Source organism: Kitasatospora sp. NPDC001540 (assembly GCF_042894345.1).
GTDB classification, from domain to species: Bacteria; Actinomycetota; Actinomycetes; order Streptomycetales; family Streptomycetaceae; genus Kitasatospora; species Kitasatospora phosalacinea_C.
Genome location: NZ_JBIAVO010000011.1, coordinates 115,436 through 134,859, shown reverse-complemented (window position 1 = coordinate 134,859; position 19,424 = coordinate 115,436). Strand labels below are relative to the sequence as shown.

General features: G+C 75.6%; 18 protein-coding genes. 9 read left to right on the top strand and 9 right to left on the bottom strand.

Annotated features, from left to right (window positions below):
* Positions 1 to 200: 200 nt before the first annotated feature.
* On the bottom strand, positions 201 to 857 hold the full coding sequence (locus tag ACFY00_RS16130; RefSeq protein WP_388031783.1) for a TetR/AcrR family transcriptional regulator: 657 nt from the start codon (positions 855 to 857) through the stop codon (positions 201 to 203).
* Between the two features lie 134 nt (positions 858 to 991).
* Here ACFY00_RS16130 and ACFY00_RS16125 point away from each other — a divergent pair, with 134 nt between their 5' ends.
* The 4 genes from ACFY00_RS16125 to ACFY00_RS16110 all read left to right on the top strand — a co-directional run bounded on the left by ACFY00_RS16125 (position 992) and on the right by ACFY00_RS16110 (position 4,868).
* Positions 992 to 2,311, top strand: a complete 1,320-nt coding sequence (locus ACFY00_RS16125) for a flavin-containing monooxygenase (RefSeq protein ID WP_388031780.1) — start codon at positions 992 to 994, stop codon at positions 2,309 to 2,311.
* Complete coding sequence (locus ACFY00_RS16120; RefSeq protein ID WP_388031777.1) at positions 2,308 to 3,147, top strand: SDR family NAD(P)-dependent oxidoreductase; 840 nt, start codon at positions 2,308 to 2,310, stop codon at positions 3,145 to 3,147. The genes ACFY00_RS16125 and ACFY00_RS16120 overlap by 4 nt, the downstream gene beginning before the upstream one ends.
* On the top strand, positions 3,144 to 4,475 hold the full coding sequence (locus ACFY00_RS16115; RefSeq protein ID WP_388031775.1) for an MFS transporter: 1,332 nt from the start codon (positions 3,144 to 3,146) through the stop codon (positions 4,473 to 4,475). Before ACFY00_RS16120 ends, ACFY00_RS16115 begins: the two co-directional genes overlap by 4 nt.
* Before the next feature lie 144 nt (positions 4,476 to 4,619).
* The gene (locus ACFY00_RS16110; RefSeq protein WP_388031772.1) at positions 4,620 to 4,868 is read left to right on the top strand and encodes a hypothetical protein; all 249 of its coding nucleotides are present in this window, start codon (positions 4,620 to 4,622) and stop codon (positions 4,866 to 4,868) included.
* Between the two features lie 20 nt (positions 4,869 to 4,888).
* Here the strand turns inward: ACFY00_RS16110 and ACFY00_RS16105 are convergent, their stop codons facing one another.
* A complete protein-coding gene (locus tag ACFY00_RS16105; protein WP_388031769.1) occupies positions 4,889 to 5,974 on the bottom strand; it encodes a DUF5937 family protein in 1,086 nt (361 codons plus the stop codon).
* A 99-nt stretch (positions 5,975 to 6,073) separates the two neighbouring features.
* On the opposite strand from ACFY00_RS16105, the gene ACFY00_RS16100 reads away from it, so the two are divergent.
* The 5 genes from ACFY00_RS16100 (at position 6,074) to ACFY00_RS16080 (ending at position 12,072) form a co-directional block, all read left to right on the top strand.
* Complete coding sequence (locus ACFY00_RS16100; protein WP_388031766.1) at positions 6,074 to 7,318, top strand: MFS transporter; 1,245 nt, start codon at positions 6,074 to 6,076, stop codon at positions 7,316 to 7,318.
* 147 nt (positions 7,319 to 7,465) lie between these two features.
* Positions 7,466 to 8,827 (top strand): discoidin domain-containing protein, encoded by a 1,362-nt coding sequence (locus ACFY00_RS16095; protein WP_388031764.1) that lies wholly within the window; start codon positions 7,466 to 7,468, stop codon positions 8,825 to 8,827.
* Between the two features lie 2 nt (positions 8,828 to 8,829).
* Positions 8,830 to 10,101: an MFS transporter gene (locus tag ACFY00_RS16090; RefSeq protein WP_388031935.1), complete on the top strand. Its 1,272-nt coding sequence runs from the start codon at positions 8,830 to 8,832 to the stop codon at positions 10,099 to 10,101.
* On the top strand, positions 10,098 to 11,192 hold the full coding sequence (locus ACFY00_RS16085; protein WP_388031761.1) for a hypothetical protein: 1,095 nt from the start codon (positions 10,098 to 10,100) through the stop codon (positions 11,190 to 11,192). The genes ACFY00_RS16090 and ACFY00_RS16085 overlap by 4 nt, the downstream gene beginning before the upstream one ends.
* An 88-nt stretch (positions 11,193 to 11,280) precedes the next feature.
* Entirely contained in the window at positions 11,281 to 12,072 is a 792-nt protein-coding gene (locus ACFY00_RS16080) for a hypothetical protein (protein WP_388031759.1), read from the top strand.
* A 29-nt stretch (positions 12,073 to 12,101) separates the two neighbouring features.
* Here the strand turns inward: ACFY00_RS16080 and ACFY00_RS16075 are convergent, their stop codons facing one another.
* From ACFY00_RS16075 to ACFY00_RS16045, 7 genes are read right to left on the bottom strand one after another with little or no spacing between them, the layout of a single operon-like run.
* The gene (locus tag ACFY00_RS16075) at positions 12,102 to 13,103 is read right to left on the bottom strand and encodes an aldo/keto reductase (RefSeq protein ID WP_388031756.1); all 1,002 of its coding nucleotides are present in this window, start codon (positions 13,101 to 13,103) and stop codon (positions 12,102 to 12,104) included.
* Entirely contained in the window at positions 13,100 to 14,074 is a 975-nt protein-coding gene (locus ACFY00_RS16070; RefSeq protein ID WP_388031753.1) for a Gfo/Idh/MocA family oxidoreductase, read from the bottom strand. The genes ACFY00_RS16075 and ACFY00_RS16070 overlap by 4 nt, the downstream gene beginning before the upstream one ends.
* Position 14,075: 1 nt before the next feature.
* Positions 14,076 to 15,380: a protocatechuate 4,5-dioxygenase subunit alpha gene (gene ligA, locus ACFY00_RS16065; RefSeq protein WP_388031748.1), complete on the bottom strand. Its 1,305-nt coding sequence runs from the start codon at positions 15,378 to 15,380 to the stop codon at positions 14,076 to 14,078.
* Positions 15,381 to 15,385: 5 nt separating this feature from the next.
* Positions 15,386 to 16,306, bottom strand: a complete 921-nt coding sequence (locus ACFY00_RS16060; RefSeq protein ID WP_388031737.1) for an amidohydrolase family protein — start codon at positions 16,304 to 16,306, stop codon at positions 15,386 to 15,388.
* Between the two features lie 5 nt (positions 16,307 to 16,311).
* Positions 16,312 to 16,998: a 4-carboxy-4-hydroxy-2-oxoadipate aldolase/oxaloacetate decarboxylase gene (ligK, locus tag ACFY00_RS16055; protein WP_388031735.1), complete on the bottom strand. Its 687-nt coding sequence runs from the start codon at positions 16,996 to 16,998 to the stop codon at positions 16,312 to 16,314.
* A 28-nt stretch (positions 16,999 to 17,026) separates the two neighbouring features.
* Positions 17,027 to 18,049 (bottom strand): amidohydrolase family protein, encoded by a 1,023-nt coding sequence (locus ACFY00_RS16050; RefSeq protein WP_388031732.1) that lies wholly within the window; start codon positions 18,047 to 18,049, stop codon positions 17,027 to 17,029.
* Positions 18,050 to 18,075: 26 nt separating this feature from the next.
* Positions 18,076 to 19,290, bottom strand: a complete 1,215-nt coding sequence (locus ACFY00_RS16045) for a 4-hydroxybenzoate 3-monooxygenase (RefSeq protein WP_388031729.1) — start codon at positions 19,288 to 19,290, stop codon at positions 18,076 to 18,078.
* Positions 19,291 to 19,424: the final 134 nt, after the last annotated feature.

The window sequence follows — 19,424 nt, the reverse complement described above, 5'->3', positions numbered from 1 at the left end:
GACGGGTGTCCCGATCGGGCGACTGCGGCGACGGTCGGGCACGGGAGCAGGGGCCACCTCGCTCGCTCCCGTGTGCCACGACCTGGCACACCGGCGCGGGAACACCGCCGACCACGCGGAGTGGGCTGTGGTGCGGCCGCTGCTGCCCGGCCGCCGCCGTGAAGCCGTTCGCTGCTCCGGGCCGGGCGGCTGAGGCCCCGTCAGGCGGCGGGCGGGGCGGGCGGGACCTGGTCGAGGACGGCGGTGACCACGGTGTGCAGGTGGCGGCGGAAGCGTTCCAGGACGGGCAGGTCGAGGGGGCCGCGGCGCGTTCCGGTGGGGTCGATCACCCCGGCCTGGCCGAAGGAGTGGGAGGTCCAGACGATGGTGAAGACCAGCATCTCGACGTCCGCGTCGGGGCCGAGCCCGGCCCGGGCCAGCACGGAGCGGACGGCGGCGGCGACCTCGGCGACCAGCGGACCGGCGAACTCGCTCTCGATGTCGGAGTGGTCGGCGCCCTCGGCCAGCCAGCGGCGCATCCACAGCGCCGGGACCTCGGGGTGCTCCAGGCAGAAGGTCAGGTAGTCGTCGACGAAGGCGAGCAGCGCGGCCCTGGTCTCGGCGGGGGTGGGGCCGCAGGCGTGCAGGCGGGTCAGGGCCTCGGTGACGACCCGGCGCTGGGCGAGGTGGGCGCGGCGCATCACCTCGCGGTAGAGCTCGGGCTTGGCGCCGACGTGGTAGGCGACGGTGGCGATGTTCAGGCCGACCGCGTCGCCGATCGCCCGGGTGCTGGTGGCGTCGTAGCCGCGTTCGGCGAACAGCCGGGTGGCGGTCGCCAGGATGCGTTCGCGGGGGCCGTCCCCGGGCAGGGCGCTCATGGGCACCGAGGATAGCGGAAGCCGGAGCCCGGACCCCATCAGATGACGGAGAGGGAAATCCCAGGTCACCACCCATTGTGCCGGACTCCATCATTCGATTGAATGAGCGCCTTTCCAGGAGAGGAGCACCCGGCATGGCCTCGACCGGCTCGACCAGGGTGGCGGTGATCGGCGCGGGCGCGGCAGGACTGGCCGCCGCCAAGGCACTGCTCGACCAGGGGCTGGACGTCACCGTCCTGGAACGCGGCACCCGCGTCGGCGGCCTGTGGGCGGGCGACGACGGCCCGGCCGGCTCCCCGGCGTACGACAGCCTGCACCTGAACACCAGCAAGGGCCGCACCCAGTTCGCCGACTTCCCGATGCCCGCGCAGTGGCCCGACTACCCGTCCGCCGCCCGGGTCGCGCGCTACCTCGCCGACTACGCCGACCACTTCGGCGTCACCGAGCGGGTCAGGTTCGGGACGGAGGTCGAGACGGTCGCCCGGGGCGCCGACGGCTGGCGGGTCGACGGCGAGCGGTACGACGCCGTGGTCGTCGCCAACGGCCACAACCGGGAGCCGAAGTGGCCCGCCCCCGGCTACCCCGGCCGCTTCGACGGCACCCAGCTGCACGCCCACGACCACCGCGGCGCCGAGGCGTACGCGGGCCGGCGGGTGCTGGTCGTCGGCACCGGCAACTCCGCGATGGACGTCGCCGTCGACGCCTCCCACGTCGCCGACGGCCCGGTGCTGCTCTCCGCCCGGCGCGGCACCCACATCGTCCCCAAGTACCTGTTCGGCCGCCCCGCCGACGCCACCGGCGGCGCGCTCGCCGTGCTGCCCTGGCGGATCCGGCAGGCCGTCGCGCAGGGCGTGCTCCGGCTCGCCGTCGGCACCCCCGGCCGGTACGGGCTGCCCGAACCCGACCGGGGCCTGTTCCAGGACCACCCCACCATCAGCGACACCGTCCTGCACCGCCTCACCCACGGCGAGATCGAGGCCCGCCCCGGCGTCGAACGGCTCGACGGGCGGCGGGTGCACTTCACCGACGGACGCTCCGACCAGGTCGACGTCATCGTCTGGGCCACCGGCTACCGGGTCACCCTGCCCTTCCTGGACGAGCGCTGGACCGGCCCCGACCCCGAGCAACTACCGCTCTACCAAAGGGTGTTCCACCTCGACGACGCCACGCTGAGCTTCGTCGGCCTGATGCAGTCCACCGGCGCCGCGCTGCCCGTCGTCGAGGCCCAGGGCCGCCTGGTCGCCGCCCACCTCGCCGGACGCTACGCCCTCCCGAGCGCCGAGCGGCAGCGCGCCCACGTCCGCCGCGCGCACGCCGCCGCCGTCCGGCGCTGGGGCGACCGGCGGCCGATGATGCGGATCGACTTCGACCGGTACGTCGCCGCCGTCCCCCGCGAACTCGAGGCCGGCGCCCGCCGCGCGCAGAAGCAGCAGAAGAAGGAGAAGACCCCGTGAGCGTACTGAACCGGCGTCAGGACCCGCGCGGCCGCCGCGTGCTGGTCACCGGCGCCTCCGGCACCATCGGACGCGCCCTCGGCGAGCGCCTCACCGCCGCCGGGGCGCACGTCCTCGGACTCGACCTGCGCCCCGGCGGCGACGAGCCCTTCCCCGTGCTGCGCTGCGACGTCACCGACGACGACAGCGTCGCCGCCGCCGTCGCCGAGGCGCTGGCCGCCCTCGGCGGCCTCGACGTCCTGGTCAACAACGCGGGCACCGGCGGCCCCGCCCCCGCCGAGCACGCCCCCGGCGCCGAGGTCCGCCGCCAACTGGAGGTCAACCTGCTCGGCACCTGGCGCACCACCGCCGCCTGCGCGGACGCCCTGGTCGCCGCCCGCGGCCGGGTCGTCATGGTCACCTCCCGGATGGCCGTCCTGCAACTCCCGCTCGCCGCCGCCTACGGCGCCTCCAAGCGCGCCATGGTGGCCTACGCCGACGCGCTGCGCCTCGAACTCGGCACCCACGTCGGCGTCAGCTGCGTCTACCCCTCCGCGGTGCGCAGCCCGATCCACGACTCCACCGCGGCCGCCGGCCTCTCCCTGGAGGGGATGAGCGTGTACGAGCCGCTGGAGGGCGTGCTCGACGCGATCACCGGGGCCGCGTTCGCCACCCGCCCGCCCCGCGACGTCACCACCACCCGCAAGGGCGCCGTCGAGTTCTTCCTCGCCCGCCACCTGCCCGCCCTCACCGACCGGATCGTCGCCCGCACCCTGCGCCGCCGCGCCGCCGCCGGGGCCCTCGACGGCGCCGCCCTCGCCGCCGGGGTCGTCGCCCGCCACCGGGCGACGCGGTGACGGAGAACCGGGCCGGGCGCCGGGCGCTCGCCCAGTACGCCACCGGGTCGGTCGGCATGGGCGTGTGGGTCACCGTCCCCGGACTGCTGCTGCTGTACTTCCTCACCGACGTGCTCGGCGTCAGCGCCGCCCTGGCCGGGCCGGCCCTGCTGCTGCCCAAGGCCGTCGACGTCCTCGTCCACCCCCTGCTCGGCTCCCGCTCCGACCGGCAGGCCCGCCGCGACGGCCACCGGCGGCGGATGATGCGCGGCGGACTGCTGCTGGGCGCCGCGATGACCGCGATGTTCAGCGTCCCCGCCGCGCTGGACGGCGCGGGCGCCGCGCTCTGGGTCGGCGGCTGGTTCACGGTCGGCAACCTGCTGTTCGCCGCCTTCCAGGTGCCCTACCTGACCACCCCCTCCGACCTGCGGATCGGCTACCACGAACGCACCCGGGTCTTCATGTTCCGGATGGCGCTGCTGACCCTCGGCCTGCTCGCCGCCGGAGTCGCCGCACCCGCGCTCACCTCCGGCGGCACCCGCGCCGACTACACCCGGACGGCCCTGCTGCTGGCCGTCGCCATGGCCGCCTCCGCCGCCGTCGCCCTGCGCGGCGTGCGCCGACTGACCGAGGAGTGCGGGTTCGAGACGCCCGAGGGACGGGCCGGGCACTCCGCCCGCGCCGACCTGCGCACCGCCCTGCGCGACCGCGACTTCCGCCCCCTGGTGCTGTCCTACCTGTTCACCGGCACCACCACCCACCTGTTCCTGGCCGCCCTGCCCTACGTCACCGAACACGTCTTCCACCGCAGCGCCCTGACCGCCCTGTTCATGGGCCTCTTCCTCGCCCCCGCCGTGCTCTCCGGCCCCGCCTGGACGGCCTGGTCCCGGCGGCCGGGCCACGGCAAGCAGCGCGGACTGCTGATCTCCCAGGGCCTCTTCGCCACCGGCTCGGTGCTCCTGCTGCCCGCCGCCGCCCTGCTCGACGGGGGAGCGCGGACCGCCGCCACCGCAGTCGTCGTGATGGCCATGGGCACCGCCTTCGCCTGGCTCCAGCTCTTCGCGTTCTCGATGCTCCCGGACGCCGTCGCCGCCGCCGACACCGCCGAAGCGGGCGCCTACACCGGCGTGTGGACCGCCACCGAGGCCACCGGCACCGCCGTCGGCCCCTACCTGTACTCGGCCGTCCTCGCCCTCGGCGGCTTCGCCTCCAGCACCGCGGGCGAGCACGTCGTCCAGAGCGACGGCGCCCTGACCGCGCTGCTGGCCGGGTTCACCCTGCTGCCCGCCGCGCTGATGGCCCTCGCCCTGGCCTTCCAGCGCCGCTGCCGCCTGGACGCCGCCCGGTGACCGGCGAGACCGCGGCCACCGCCGTCGCCCGCGCCGGGGTCCTCGCGCTGATCGCCGCCACGACCTGACCACCCGTCAGGAACGCTGCCGGTGAAGGGAGTCGGCGAACCCTCCGCAGGGTACGGGACGGGCGGGGGTGGGACCGTGGAGAAGGCACTGTGGGGCGCGGGCGGCGGGGCGCTCGCCTTCGTCGACGGCTCCGTGGCCCACCAGGTCCAGACCGAGGACGCCCACCCCGCGCTCGGCGACCGCCTCCAGGCCACCCGGGACCCGCGCGGCGTGGTCGACACCCGCCTGGGCCCCCGCCCCGACGCCCCGGACCGTACGACCGCCCTCGTCCTGCTGGTCGTCCTGGCCGGCTGCGCCCTCTTCACCGCCTTCGCCCCCGACTAGGAGCTGTCAGCCAGGAGCCGTCAGCGCAGCACGGCGGCCAGCAGGTCGGTGCCGAGCGTGCCGGTGGCAGCCAGGTCCAGGGCGTGGTGCACGTGCCGTCCCCGGCGGTGGGCGGTCAGCAGGCCCGCCCGGCGCAGCACGGCGAGGTGCCGGGAGACCTCCGGTGCGGTGAGGTCCCAGGCCCGGGCCAGCTCGCCGGTGGTGTGCGGCCCGCGCGCCAGGGTGCGGACCAGGCGCAGCCGCACGGGGTGGGACAGCGCCTCCAGGCGCAGGCTGACGGCCTCCAGCGGGACGGTCGCCGTCCGCTCCCCGCCCGCCGCCGGGTACTGCACCACCGGCTGCCAGCCCGGGGCGTGCACCACGACCAGGTGCGGGTGGCCGAACACGCTCGGCAGGAAGGTCACCCCCGCCGGGCCCGCCTGCGCGGTGGAGTCCTGCAGCTTGTCCAGCACCAGCGAGCCGCCGTCCGGCGTGACGGCGACCGCCGCCGACACCCCGGCCAGCGCCGCGGCCAGGCCCTGGCGGCGGCTCAGCTCGGTCTTGTCCCGCACGTCCCGGCCCAGGCGGGCGGCCAGCGTCGGCCACTGTGCGTCGAAGAACGCCTCCGCGCACCGCTCCAGGGTCTCCCGCACCCGGGCCCGGACGGCCGCCGGATCGGACAGCAGCCGTTCCGCGAACGCCTCCTGGACGGGCCCGCGGGCCTGCGCCCGCTCCAGCGCGGCGGCCCGGGCCGCCGGGTCGTGCAGCGGGGAGCGGTCGGCGAAGGTCCGCCGGTTGGAGCCGCAGGTGGTCACCAGCGCCGCGTGCGCGTACCGCTCGTCGCCGAGCGCGTCCACCTCGTCCAGCTCGGCCTCCAGGGTGGCCCGCGGCCGGGCCGGGACGAGGAAGTCCGCCCGGGAGGAGCGCCACAGGAACTCCGCCTCGCGCAGCCGCTCGGCCAGCTCCGGCCGCAGCCCCGCCCACACGCCCGCCGCCCACCCGGCGAGCTGCGGATGGTGCTCCGGCGAGGCCAGCACGTGCAGCATCGCGGTGAGTTCGGCGAGCGGGGAGACGCCGAACCGGATCCGCTCCGGCGGCGTCCCGGCGAGGTCGATGCGCAGGGTCACCCCGGTATTCTCGCTGCTCACGGGCGGGGCCCCGGCGCCGGTTGACGGAAGGCGTCAACCGACGTGACCGCCCCGCCGCCCCGCCCGCACCGTGGCGCCATGACCACCACCCCCACCGCCGCCACTCCCGCCGTCGTCGCCCCCGCCGCCGCGCCGCCCCGCCCGACGCTCCGTCGGCTCGTGCGGGCGGGCGGCGGCCCGCGCTACGCCACCGCCCTGCTCGTGGACGCCCTCGGCTCGGGCCTGCTGCGCCCGTTCCTGCTGCTGTACGGCATCTCCGTGCTGCACCTGGACCCGGCCGCCACCGGCCTGGCGATGACCGGCGGGATCGTCGCGGGCCTGGCCTGCATGCCGCCGCTCGGCCGCTGGCTGGACCGGGGCGCCCGCAGCACCGCCGTCGCCGCGGCGATGCTGGTGCGGGTCGCGGGCGTGGCCGCGCTGCTGGCCGCGCCCGCCGGGAGCGTCGCCCTGTTCGCGCTGGCCGCGCTGTTCCTCGGCATCGGCAACCAGGCCTGGCCCGCCGCGCACGCCGCCCTGGTCACCACCGTCGCCGGGACCGGCCTGCGCGACACCGCGCTCGCCGCCGCCCGCGCCGTCCGCAACGCCGGGCTCGGCCTCGGCGCGCTGCTCGCCACCGGCTGCCTGACCGGCGGCGCCCCCGCCCTGCGGGCCCTGGCCGCGGTCTCCGGCGCGGGCTTCCTGGCCGCCGCCGCGCTGGCCCGCTCGGTGCGGGTCAGCGCCGGGCGGACGGAGCGCGTCCCCGGGGCCGGGCCGGAGGACGGCGGGACGCGGCGGCTGCGGGCGGTGCTGCTGGCCAACGTGGTGTACGTGTTCTGCCTCAACGTGCCCGAAGTCGCGGTGCCGCTGGTGCTGGTGACGGTCCTGCACGCCTCCCCGGCCTGGCCCGCCGCGGTGTTCGTCGCCAACACCGTGCTGGTGGTCACCCTCCAGGTGCCGGTCACCGCGTGGGCGGCGGCCCGCTGGCCGCGGGCCGGGGTGCTGGCGCGGGCGGGGGCGGTGCTCGCCGCGAGCTACCTCGCCCTCCTGCCCGCCACGGCGCTCGGCCCGCTCGCGGTGGCCCTGGTGACCGTCCCGTGCACCCTCGGCGAGATCCTCCACGCGGGCAGCGCCACGCCCCTGGTCGCCGCCCTCGCCCCGCCCGGCGGGCTCGGCCGGGCGCTGTCCCGCCTGCAGTTCTCCACCGGCCTGGGCCTGGCGCTCTCCCCGGCCGTCATGACCGCCCTGGCCCCGCTCGCCCTCTGGCCCGCCCTCGCCGCGGGCACCCTCGCCGCCGCGGCGGCCGTCCGCCGGGTGAACCTGACGGAGCGTCGACGTGAAGGCTGAACGGCATTGGCGCGCACGGAAGTTCGATCGTCGCTACCACTGGAAGGAAACTTTACTTTCTATTACTCTCGCTGGCAGCGGCGCGGCGTCGGCCCCTCCACGGCGTGCGCCCACCCTCAGCTCTCCCCTCCAGGTCAGGGAGTCCAGATGCACCAGGCAATCACGGCCCGGCGGGCCAGGATCGGCGGCTGCGCCGTCTCGCTCGCCCTCCTCGGCGGACTGCTGCTCGGCTGGTCCGAGCGGGCCGGAGCGGCGGCCGACCCGCTGCTCTCCAAGGGCAGGGCGGCCACCGCCTCCTCCACCGAAGGCTCCTCCTACGCCGCCGGAAAGGCCTTCGACGGCAGCGGCAGCACCCGGTGGGCCAGCGCCGAGGGCAAGGACCCGCAGTGGCTGCAGGTCGACCTCGGCGCCACCGCCACCATCACCCGGATCAAGCTCAGCTGGGAGGCCGCCTACGCCAAGGCCTACCGGCTGGAGACCTCCGCCGACGGCACCACCTGGACCGCCCTCACCACCGAGAAGGCCGGTGACGGCGGCACCGACGAGTTCACCGGCCTGTCCGGGAAGGGACGCTACGTCCGGATGTACGGCACCGCCCGCGGCACCTCCTACGGGTACTCGCTGTACGAGATGGAGGTCTACGGGACGACCGGCGCCACCACCCCCAGCCCGTCGCCCAGCCCCTCGTCCAGCACGCCGCCCACCACCGGCGCGTTCACCGTGGTCGCGGCCGGCGACATCGCCGCCCAGTGCACCGCCGCCGACAGCGGCTGCGCCCACCCGAAGACCGCCGCGCTCGCCCAGCGGATCGACCCCGCCTTCTACATCACCATGGGCGACAGCCAGTACGACGACGCCCGCCTGGCGGACTTCAAGAACTACTACGACAAGACCTGGGGCGCCTTCAAGGCCAAGACCCGCCCCGTCCCCGGCAACCACGAGACCTACGACCCGGCCGGGTCGCTGGCCGGGTACAAGTCCTACTTCGGCGCGGTCGCCTACCCCCAGGGCAAGAGCTACTACAGCTACGACCAGGGCAACTGGCACTTCATCGCGCTCGACTCCAACTCCTTCGACCAGAGCGCCCAGATCGACTGGCTGAAGGCCGACCTCGCCGCCAACGGCAAGAAGTGCATCGCCGCCTACTGGCACCACCCGCTCTACTCCTCCGGCGGCCACGGCAACGACCCGGTCTCCAAGCCGGTCTGGAAGATCCTCTACGCGGCCGGGGCCGACCTGGTCCTCAACGGCCACGACCACCACTACGAGCGCTTCGCCCCGCAGGACCCGGACGGCAGGGCCACCCCCGACGGCCTGGTCGAGATCGTCGGCGGCACCGGCGGCGCCGAGCCCTACCCGATCGAGCAGGTCCAGCCCAACAGCCAGAAGCGGATCAGCGGCGACTACGGCGTCCTGAAGCTCGACTTCACGGACAGCGGCTACCGCTGGACCTACGTCGGCACCGACGGACAGGTCAAGGACACCAGCCCCGCCTACAGCTGCCACTGATGATGTACCTGGCCACCACCGGCCGCCGCACGGACGCGCCCGCCCGCCCCGCCGGGACGGGCGGGCGCGTCCCCGGCACCGTCCTCGCGCTCGGGGCGGTCAGCCTGGTCACCGACGTCTCCTCGGAGATGGTCACCGCCGTGCTGCCGCTCTACCTGGTGCTCGGCCTCGGCCTGTCACCCCTCCAGTTCGGCTTCCTCGACGGCCTGTTCAACGGCGCCACCGCACTCGTCCGGCTGCTCGGCGGACGGCTCGCCGACCGCGGCGGCGGCCGGCACAGGAACGTCGCCGGAGCCGGCTACCTGCTCTCCGCGCTCTCCCGGCTCGGCCTGCTGCTGGCCGGCGGCGCCGCCGGCGGCATCGCCGCCGCCCTCGCCGCCGACCGCCTCGGCAAGGGCGTCCGCACCGCCCCCCGGGACGCGCTGATCTCGCTCAGCACGCCCCCCGCCGACCTCGGCCGCGCCTTCGGCGTGCACCGCGCCATGGACACCACCGGCGCCCTGCTCGGCCCGCTGGCCGCCTTCGCCGTGCTCCGGGCCACCGCCGACGCGTACGACGCCGTCTTCGTGGTCTCCTTCGCCACCGGACTGCTCGGCGTCCTGGTGCTCGCCCTGTTCGTCCGCGACGGCGCAGCCGCAGCGGCGGTACCGAAGACGCCGAAGTCGCCGAAGCCCCGCGCCGCCCCCCGCCCCGACCGGCCGACGGTCCGACAACTGCTGCGCGACCCCGCGCTGCGGCGGATCACCGGCGCCGCCGCGCTGCTCGGCGCCGCCACCGTCGGCGACTCCTTCCTCTACCTGCTGCTGCAGCGCCTCCTCCACCTGCCGGCCGAGGCCTTCCCGCTGCTGCCGCTCGGCGCCGCCGCCTGCTACCTGCTGCTCGCCGTCCCCGCCGGGCGGCTCGCCGACCGCACCGGCCGCCGCACCCCGTTCCTGGTCGGGCACCTCGCCCTGCTGGCCGGGTACCTGCTGCTGCTCGTCCCGGCCGGCCCGGCCACCCTCGTCCTGGTGCTCGTCCTGCTCGGGGTCTTCTACGCGAGCACCGACGGCGTCCTGATGGCGCTGGCCGGCCCCGCCCTGCCCGCGAGCGGCCGGGCCGGCGGACTCGCCGTCGTCCAGACCGGCCAGGCCCTGGCCCGCCTGGTCGGCGCCGCCGCCTTCGGGGCGGCCTGGACCTGGTGGGGCAGCGGGCCCGCCCTGGCCGCCGCCGCGCTCGCCCTGACCGCCGCCCTGGTGGCGGCCCGCCGCATCCTGCCCGAAGGGGGACCCGCATGACCGCGCTCGACCTGCCCGGAGCGGCGCCGCAGGACGCGGAGCAGGAGCGCAGGCCCCCGGTGTGGCGCCTGCTGGTGCTCGGCGTCGCCGTGCTCGCCCTGCTCGGCGGCTCGCTCGGCTACGTGCTGCACGCCCGCGGCCGCGGCGGCGCGCACCGGGCCGTCGCCGCCGACGCCTCCTTCACCCTGGACCGGCCCGGCCTCTACTACCGGGACGCCGCCACGGGACGGGTCGCCCGCGAGTCCGGCCCGGTCGGCGGCCCCTCCTGCGAGCGCTTCCACGCCGGCGGCGAGCGCTCGCTGTGCCTGCGCGCCCTGCCCGGCACCCCCGCCCGCACCGAAGCCGTCGTCTACGACCGCGCGTTCACCCGGCTGCAGAGCATCACCGTGCCCGGCGTCCCCAACCGGGCCCGGGTCTCCGCCTCCGGCAACCTGCTCTCCTGGACGGCCTTCGCCGTCGGCGACTCCTACGCCGTCAGCGGCTTCTCCACCCGCACCTCCGTCCTCGACCTCCGCTCGGGCTATCTGATCAAGTCGATCGAGGACATCCCGCTGACCGTGGACGGCGTCCGCCACCACGCCGCCGACGTCAACTACTGGGGCGTCAGCTTCGCCGCCGACGACAACCGCTTCTACGCCACCGTCTCCACCGGCGGCCGCACCCACCTGGTCGAGGGCGACCTCGCCGCCTGGTCCGCCCGCACCCTGCGGGAGAACGTCGAATGCCCCTCGCTCTCCCCGGACGGCACCCGGATCGCCTTCAAGAAGAAGGTCTCCGACGATCCCGCCGCCCCCTGGCGGCTGTACGTCCTCGACCTCGACGGCCTGCGCGAGCACCCCCTCGCCGAGACCCGCAGCGTCGACGACCAGGCCGCCTGGCTGGACGGCGCCACCCTCGGCTACGCCCTCCCGGGCGGCAACGGCCGCAGCACCGACGTCTGGACCGTCCCCGCCGACGGCACCGGTGCCCCCGTCCTGCGCGTCCCCGGCGCCTCCTCGCCGGTCGCCGTGCAGGCCCCGGGCGCGGGCGCGGACGCGGCACCGGCCGGGAATGCGGCGGCCGGGAGCGGGCACACGGCCGGACATGGATGAGCGCACCCCGCCGAAGCCGAACCGGAATCCGCAGCCGCAGCCGCATCCGCCGGTCCCGCCGACCCCGTCGGTGCCACCGCAGCCCTCGGTGCCACCGCAGCCCTCGGCGCCACCACCGCCCCCGGTCCCGCCGCAGCCGGTGGTGGCGCCGCGGGCGGGAGACCGGCGGCGGGCCTGGCAGTGGGGCGCGCTGGCGGCCGTGCTGGTACTGGTCGGGGCGGGCGCGGTGGCCCTGGCCGACGGGGACGGGGCGGGCGGCGGAGAGGGGCCGCAGGCGCTGCCGGGCAGTCCGCGGGCGCTGCTGCTGGACGGGGTGTCGGGCCGGGTCGAGGTGGTCGCCGCCCGCGGGTCCGCCGCCACCGCCGAGTACCTGCCCGAGGGGTCGGAGCGCCCCGGACGGGTCGGGCTGGGCCCGGCCGGGAGCGACGGCGCCGTGCCGGTGCGGTGCGCCGCCGCGGACAGCGGGGCGTTCGACCGGTGCGCCGGTCGGCTGCGGCTGACCGTCCCGGCGGACACCGCGCTGACGGTCCGCCAGGAGTCCGGGGAGATCGCGCTGACCGACCTGCGCGGCGACCTGGCGCTGTCGCTGGCCTCGATCCGCTGCACCGCCGTCGGTCTGCGCCCGTCGCACGCGACGGTGTCGATCCGCTCCGGCAGCGCCGACCTGGGCTTCGCCGCCCCGCCCGGCGAGCTGAGCGTGGAGTCCACCTCCGCCTCGGTGGCGCTGCGGCTGCCGGAGCGGGACGGCGGCTACGCGTTCGACTCCGACCAGGTCTCCGCCGACGTCCGGATCGCCCTGCCCGCGCAGCCGGACGCCGAGCACCGGGTGCGCCTGCGCACCACCTCCGCCTCGGTGGCGGTGCTGCCCACCGACGGGTAGCACCCCCACCGGGGCGGGGTGAGCGGCCGTCAGCCCGCCGCGCCGCAGCGTTCGGTGTCGATCTCCGGCAGCATCGCCTCCGGGTAGCGCGAGCCGTGCACCGTCCCGTCGGAGAGCACCCGGCCGGCCGCGGCCAGCACCTCGGCGGGGACGTCCAGGCCGAGGACGGCGACGTCCTCGCGCAGGTGGTCCACCGAGCGGGTGCCGGGGATGGCGACCACGTGCTCGCCCCGGGAGAGCACCCAGGCCAGGGCCAGCTGGGCCACCGTCAGGCCCGCCTCCGCGGCCAGCGCGGCGAGCCGCTCGCGCAGCGCCAGGTTCGCCGGGTAGTGGGCGTCGGTGAAGCGCGGCATGGCGTGCCGGATGTCACCGGGCGGCAGGTCGGCCATCCGCGGCGGGGCGTCGGTCAGGAAGCCGCGCGCGACGGGGCTGAACGCGACCAGGGCGACGCCCAGTTCGCGGGTCGCCTCCAGGGTGCCGCGCTCCGGGTTGCGGGTCCACAGGCTGTACTCGTTCTGCAGCGCCGCGACCGGGTGCACCGCGTGCGCCCGGCGCAGGGTGGCCGCCGACACCTCGGACAGGCCGATCTCGCGGACCTTGCCCGCCGCGACCAGCTCGGCCAGCGCGCCGACGCTCTCCTCGACCGGGACGGCCGGGTCGAGCCGGTGCAGGTAGTACAGGTCGATGACGTCGGTGCCGAGCCGGGCCAGCGACTGCTCCGCGGTGCGCCGGATGGTCTCCGGGCGGCCGTCGATGACGCGCCGTCCGTCCACGCCCGTCATGCCGCACTTGGAGGCCAGCACGATCTGCTCGCGGTGCGGGCCCAGCACCCGGCCGACCAGCTCCTCGTTGGCGCCGAAGCCGTACAGCGCGGCCGTGTCGAACAGCGTGACGCCCGCGTCCAGGGCGGCGAGCAGCAGCTTGGCGCCGTCCTCGGGGGAGGGCGCGGTGCCGTAGGCGTGGCTGAGGTTCATGCAGCCGAGGCCGACGGCCGGGACCTCGAACGGCCCGATCCTGCGGAGGGTGCTCATGCGCCCACCGGGGTGGCGAGCTGCCGTTCCAGGTCGGCCAGGGTGCGGTAGCAGGGCAGCACCTGGGCCAGCGAGGCGTTCGGCTCGCGGCCCTCGCGGATCGCGGCCACGAACTCGCGGTCCTGCAGTTCGATGCCGTCCAGTGAGACGTCGATGCCGCTGACGTCGATCGGTTCCTCTTCTCCGGTCATCAGGTCATCGTAGCGAGCCAGGTAGGTGCCGGTGTCGCCGATGTAGCGGAAGAAGGTGCCCAGCGGGCCGTCGTTGTTGAAGGAGAGCGAGAGGGTGCAGATCGCGCCGCTCGCCGCCTGCAACTGGATCGACATGTCCATCGCGATGCCGAGCTCCGGGTGGATCGGTCCCTGCACCGCGTTGGCCCGGACGATCGGCGAGCCGGTCTGGTACGCGAACAGGTCGACGGTGTGCGCGGCGTGGTGCCACAGCAGGTGGTCGGTCCAACTGCGCTTCTGGCCCAGCGCGTTGAGGTTGGTGCGGCGGAAGAAGTAGGTCTGTACGTCCATCTGCTGGATGGCGTACTCGCCCGCCGTGATTCGCCGGCGCACCCACTGGTGGCTCGGGTTGAAGCGCCGGGTGTGCCCGGCCATCGCGACCAGGCCGGTGCGTTCGGCCGCCGCGACGCACGCCTCGGCGTCCGGCAGCGAGGACGCGACCGGGATCTCCACCTGCACGTGCTTGCCCGCCGCCAGGCAGGCCCGCGTCTGCGCGGCGTGCAGCGGCGTCGGGGTGGCCAGGACCACCGCGTCCACGTCGTCCATCGCCAGCACCTCCTCCAGGCTGCCCGCAGCCCGGGCGATGCCCTGCTCGGCGGCGAACTTCCGGGCGCTGTCCAACGAGGAGGAGACCGCGGCGGCCACCTCCACGCCCTCGATCCGGCGCAGGGCCGCGGCGTGCTTGGCGCCGAACGCGCCACCACCGGCCAGGGCGATCCGCAGGGGTTGCTGCTTGCTCATGTCAGTTCTCCTCGGCAAGGCGGTGGTGGTTGTTCAGGATCAGGTGGCCGACGGCCGTGTTGGACGCCGGGACGTGGTAGAAGCGGTGCTCGACCTCCACGCTGCCGCCGTCGTCCACGTCGCTCAGCGCGCCGCGCGCGATCAGCCACATCACCAGCTCGATGCCCTCCGAACCGGCCTGCTCGACGTACTCCAGGTGCGGCACCCGGGCCAGGCCCGCCGGGTCGGCGACCAGCCGGTCCAGGAAGGCGTTGTCCCACTCCCGGTTGATCAACCCGGCGCGCGGGCCCTGCAGTTGGTGGCTCATCCCGCCGGTGCCCCAGACCTGGACGTCCAGCGGGCGCGGGTAGGACTCGATCGCCCGGCGCAGCGCCCGGCCCAGCTCGAAGCAGCGCGCGCCCGACGGGACCGGGTACTGCACCACGTTGACGTGCAGCGGGATCACCTTGCACGGCCACTTCTCCACCTCGCCGAACATCAGCGACAGCGGCACCGTCAGCCCGTGGTCGACCGGCATCTCGTTGGCCAGCGTCAGGTCGAAGTCGTCCTGGATCAGGCAGTGCGCCAGGTGCGCGGCCAGCTCCGGGTCGCCCTCGATGCCCGGCACCGGGCGCGGGCCGTAGCCCTCGTCGGCGGTCGGGTAGGCGGCGCCGGTGCCCAGCACGAAGGTCGGGATCAGCGACAGGTCGAAGGCGCTGGCGTGGTCGTTGTAGACCAGGACCACCACGTCCGGGACGTGCTCGGCGGCCCACCGCCGGGAGTGCTCGTACCCGGCGAACACCGGCTGCCAGTACGGCTCCCCGGTCTTGCCGTGGTCCAGCGCGGCCCCGATCGCCGGGACGTGCGAGGTGAACACGGCGGCCGAGACGGCGGCGTGCTCGGCGGGCGGTGCCGCATCGGCGTGCGCGGCCTCCAGCACGGCGTGGTCGATCCGGCTGCCGGGGGCGGTGGCCGAGCGGCCGCCGGAGACCATCATGTCCCGGTACTCCTGCTCGGTCATGCCGGTCATCGAGCCCGCCATCTGCTGGAACGAGAACCCCAGCGTGGCGCCCCACTTGGCGAGGAAGTAGATGTTCCCGCCCTCGCGCATCGCCGCGTTCAGGTCGCGCTCCAGCAGCGCCCGCTTCTGCTCCTCGCGCAGCGGCCAGGCGTCCAGGTAGGCGCGCTCGTCGGCCAGGTACGCGGCCCGGTTCTCGGCCGTCATCAGCGACATGCAGAACTGGTTGAGGTGGTAGCCGCGGGCCGACTGCTCGGCGTCGAAGATCGTCGTGCCGGGGACCAGCCGGTAGCTGCGGTCGATCGCCATGCTGCTCAACTCCCTTCGTTCTCGGGCCAGTACAGGCGCATCGGGTTGTCCACCAGCAGCCGCCGCCGCAGTTCGGCGCTCGGCGCGACGTGCGGGAGGAAGTCGACCAGCAGACCGTCGTCCGGCATGTGGTCCTTCAGGTTGGGGTGCGGCCAGTCGGTGCCCCACAGCACCCGGTCGGGGAACTCCTCGACCACCCGGCGGGCGAACGGCACCACGTCCCGGTACGCGGCGCGCTCGCCGTCCAGGGCGGGCGGGCCGGTCAGCGAGAGCCGCTCCGGGCAGCTGACCTTGCACCAGACGTCGTCCCGGGCCCGCAGGAAGGACAGGAACCCGGCGAACTCCGGCCCGTCGACGTCCTTCGAGACGTCCGGACGGCCCAGGTGGTCGACCACCAGCGGCACCGGGATCGAGAGGAAGAACTCGCGCAGCTCGGCGAGGTCCGCGGCCTCGAAGTACAGCACCACGTGCCAGCCCAGCGGGGCGATCCGCTCCACCACGTCCCACAGGTCCGCGCGCGGGGTGACGTCCACCAGGCGGCGCACGAAGTTGAACCGCACCCCGCGCACCCCCGCCCCGTGCAGCTCGCGCAGCTCGGCCTCCGAGACGCCCGGCCGCACCGTCGCCACGCCGCGGGCCCGGCCGCCGGAGCGGCGCAGCGCGTCCACCAGGGCCCGGTTGTCGGCGCCGTGGCAGGTCGCCTGGACGATCACGTTGCGGGCGAAGCCCAGGTGGTCGCGGAGCGCGAACAACTGCTCCGCGGAGGCGTCGCACGGCGTGTACTTGCGCTCCGGGGCGTACGGGAACGCGGCGGCCGGGCCGAACACGTGGCAGTGCGCGTCCACCGCGCCCGCCGGCAGCTCCAGGGAGGGACGGCTGGGGGAGGAGTGCCAGTCCAGCCAGCCCGGGGTCTTCTGCTGCTCCATCGCGATCAGTCCTCGTAGCGCAGGCCGAGCTCGGCCAGCGGGCCGCGCATCGCGTACATGTCCAGGCCGAGCTCGCCCGCGCGCAGCCGCTCGCGCTTGCCCGCCTCGTTCGCCTCCCGCTGCGCCGACGCCCGCGCGGTCTCGGCGGCCCGCTCGCGCGGCACCACCACCACGCCGTCCGCGTCCGCGACCACCACGTCGCCCGGCCGCACCAGCGCGTTGGCGCACACCACCGGCACGTTGACCGAGCCCAGGGTGGCCTTCACCGTGCCCCGGGCGTTGACCGCCCGCGAGAACACCGGGAAGTCCATCGCATGCAGGTCCGCGACGTCCCGCACCCCGCCGTCGATCACCAGGCCCGCGCAGCCCCGGGCGCGCAGCGAGGTCGCCAGCAGCTCGCCGAAGAACCCGTCCTCGCTCTCCGTCGTGCAGGCCGCCACCACCACGTCCCCCGGCCGCACCTGCTCCGCCGCGACGTGCAGCATCCAGTTGTCGCCCGGCTGCAGCAGCACCGTCACCGCCGGGCCGCACAGCCGCGCCGACGGGTACACCGGGCGCAGGTACGGGCGGGTCAGGCCGGTGCGGCCCATCGCCTCGTGGACGGTGGCCGTGCCGAAGGCCGACAGCGCGGCCACCACGGCCGGGTCCGGCCGCTCGATCTTCGTGTGGACGACACCGAGTTCGGTGTGCATGTCTCTCTCCTCCTGGGGGTCGGGGCGGTCAGCGCGCGGCGAGGCGGGCGGCCAGCCGGGGGTGGACGCGCAGCGCGTTGCCCGCGTACACCGCGGCCCGCTGCGCGTCGGTGAGCCGGTCGGTGGCGTCCACGTACCGCCGGGTGTCGTCGAAGTGGTGGCCGGTCAGCGGGTCGACGCCCCGGACGGCGCCGATCATCTCGCTGGCGAACAGCACCCCCTCGGACGGCACCACCGAGGTCAGCAGGTCGATGCCCGGCTGGTGGTAGACGCAGGTGTCGAAGAAGACGTTGCGGCCCACCAGCTCCTCCGGCGTCGGCCCGCCCAGCGCCTGCGCCAGCCCGCGGAAGCGCCCCCAGTGGTAGGGCACCGCGCCGCCGCCGTGCGGCACCACCAGCCGCAGCGTCGGGAAGTCCGCGAACAGGTCGCCCTGCAGCAGCTGCATGAACGCGGTGGTGTCGGCGTTCAGGTAGTGCGCGCCGGTGGTGTGGAACGCCGGGTTGCAGGAGGTCGACACGTGCACCATCGCCGGGACGTCGTACTCCACCAGCGCCTCGTACAGCGGGTACCAGGAGCGGTCGGTCAGCGGCGGCGCCGTCCACCGGCCGCCCGACGGGTCCGGGTTGAGGTTCACCGAGACCGCGCCCAGCTCCTCCACCGCCCGCCGCAGCTCCGGCAGGCAGCTCGCCGGGTCGACGCCCGGCGACTGCGGCAGCATCGCGCCCATCGCGAAGCGCTCCGGGAACAGCGCGCTCACCCGGTGCACCAGGTCGTTGCAGATCCGCGCCCAGGTCGCGGAGACCGCGAAGTCGCCGATGTGGTGCGCCATGAAACTGGCCCGCGGCGAGAAGACCGTCAGGTCGGTGCCGCGCTCGTCCATCAGCCGCAACTGGTTGGACCCGACCGCCTCGCGCAGGTCGTCGTCCGAGATCCGCAGCTCGGAGGGGTCGGGGGCGGCGGAGGGGTCGCCCACGGCGGCGACCTGGCGCTCGCGCCAGGCGGCGAGCTGCGGCGGGGCGGTGGTGAAGTGGCCGTGCGCGTCGATGATCACGGAGTTCTCCCGGAAGGTTGGGGGTGTCAGGCGGAGGCCGGCCAGCCGGTGTACTGCTCGGCCAGGTACGCGCGGCCCGCGCGGGTGCCCACCACGCTGTCCAGCTCGCCCAGTTGGCGGCGCAGCTCGAACGCGGTGGCGCCCGGCGCGGTGTGCAGCAGGCGGGTCATCCAGGAGGAGAAGTGCTGGGCCCGCCAGATCCGGCGCAGCGCCAGCGGCTGGTAGTCGGCCAGCGCCGCCTCGCCCCCGCCGCCCAGCGCCCGCAGCAGCACGCCCGCCAGCACCTTGACGTCGTGCAGCGCCAGGTTCAGCCCGCGCGCGCCGGTCGGCGGCACGGTGTGCGCCGCGTCGCCCGCCAGCAGCAGCGAACCCCAGCGCATCGGCTCCTGCACGAAGGACCGGAAGCGCAGCACCGAGCGCTCCAGGACCGGGCCCTCGATCAGCCGGAAGCCGTCCGCGCCCGCGACCCGGGCCTGCAGGGTCGCCCAGATCCGCTCGTCCGGCCAGTCCTCGGTCCGCTCGTCCGGGTCGCACTGGAAGTACATCCGCTGGACGCTCTCGGTGCGCTGGCTGATCAGCGCGAACCCGTGCTCCGAGTGCGCGTACACCAACTCCGGTGCGCTGGCCGGGGCCTGGGCCAGCACGCCGAACCAGGCGAACGGGTACTCGGCGCCGTAGCGGGTGCGCAGCGCCTCCGGGACGAGGCCCCGGCACGTGCTGCGCGAGCCGTCCGCGCCGACCACGTAGCGGGCCCGCAGCTCGTGCCGCGTCCCGTCCGCCGCGGTGAAGCGCACCCGGGGGCGGTCGGTGGCCGCGTCCAGCACCTCGGTGCCGCGGACGCCGAAGTGCACCGTCCCGCCGTCGCGCTCGCGGGCGTCGGCCAGGTCGGTGAACACCTCGGTCTGCGGGTACAGCCACACCGAGGCGCCCACCAGGGCGCGGAAGTCGATCCGGTGCGCCCGGCCGCCGAAGCGCAGCTCGGTGCCCTCGTGCTCGTGGCCCTCGCGCAGGATCCGGTCGCTCACCCCGGTCTCCACCAGGTCGCGGGCCGCGTCCGCCTCCAGGATGCCCGCCCGGTGGGTGGTGGCGATCTCCTCCCGGGTGCGCAGGTCCACCGCCACCGCCGCCACGCCCGCCCGGCCCAGCAGGTGGGCCAGCATCAGCCCGGCGGGCCCCGCGCCGACCACCGCGACGGGCACCTCGGTGACGGTGTCGACCGGGTCGACGACGGATTCGGGCATGACGGCTCCAGGGCAGGGCGGGGGCGAGGGGTGCGGCACGGACGAGGTCCGGCCCGCCCCGAACGTTGGCAGCTCGGCGCGGTGCCCGTCCGCACCCTTTCCGCCTGACGGAAAGGCCCTGCCCCCCGGGTGCC

Bases quoted from the DNA above. Each gene is read 5' to 3' on its own strand.
- ACFY00_RS16130 (WP_388031783.1), bottom strand. From the start codon at position 857: ATGAGCGCCCTGCCCGGGGACGGCCCCCGCGAACGCATCCTGGCGACC.
- ACFY00_RS16125 (WP_388031780.1), top strand. From the start codon at position 992: ATGGCCTCGACCGGCTCGACCAGGGTGGCGGTGATCGGCGCGGGCGCG.
- ACFY00_RS16100 (WP_388031766.1), top strand. From the start codon at position 6,074: ATGACCACCACCCCCACCGCCGCCACTCCCGCCGTCGTCGCCCCCGCC.
- ACFY00_RS16095 (WP_388031764.1), top strand. From the start codon at position 7,466: ATGCACCAGGCAATCACGGCCCGGCGGGCCAGGATCGGCGGCTGCGCC.
- ACFY00_RS16090 (WP_388031935.1), top strand. From the start codon at position 8,830: ATGTACCTGGCCACCACCGGCCGCCGCACGGACGCGCCCGCCCGCCCC.
- ACFY00_RS16085 (WP_388031761.1), top strand. From the start codon at position 10,098: ATGACCGCGCTCGACCTGCCCGGAGCGGCGCCGCAGGACGCGGAGCAG.
- ACFY00_RS16075 (WP_388031756.1), bottom strand. From the start codon at position 13,103: ATGAGCACCCTCCGCAGGATCGGGCCGTTCGAGGTCCCGGCCGTCGGC.
- ACFY00_RS16070 (WP_388031753.1), bottom strand. From the start codon at position 14,074: ATGAGCAAGCAGCAACCCCTGCGGATCGCCCTGGCCGGTGGTGGCGCG.
- ligA (WP_388031748.1), bottom strand. From the start codon at position 15,380: ATGGCGATCGACCGCAGCTACCGGCTGGTCCCCGGCACGACGATCTTC.
- ACFY00_RS16060 (WP_388031737.1), bottom strand. From the start codon at position 16,306: ATGGAGCAGCAGAAGACCCCGGGCTGGCTGGACTGGCACTCCTCCCCC.
- ligK (WP_388031735.1), bottom strand. From the start codon at position 16,998: ATGCACACCGAACTCGGTGTCGTCCACACGAAGATCGAGCGGCCGGAC.
- ACFY00_RS16045 (WP_388031729.1), bottom strand. From the start codon at position 19,290: ATGCCCGAATCCGTCGTCGACCCGGTCGACACCGTCACCGAGGTGCCC.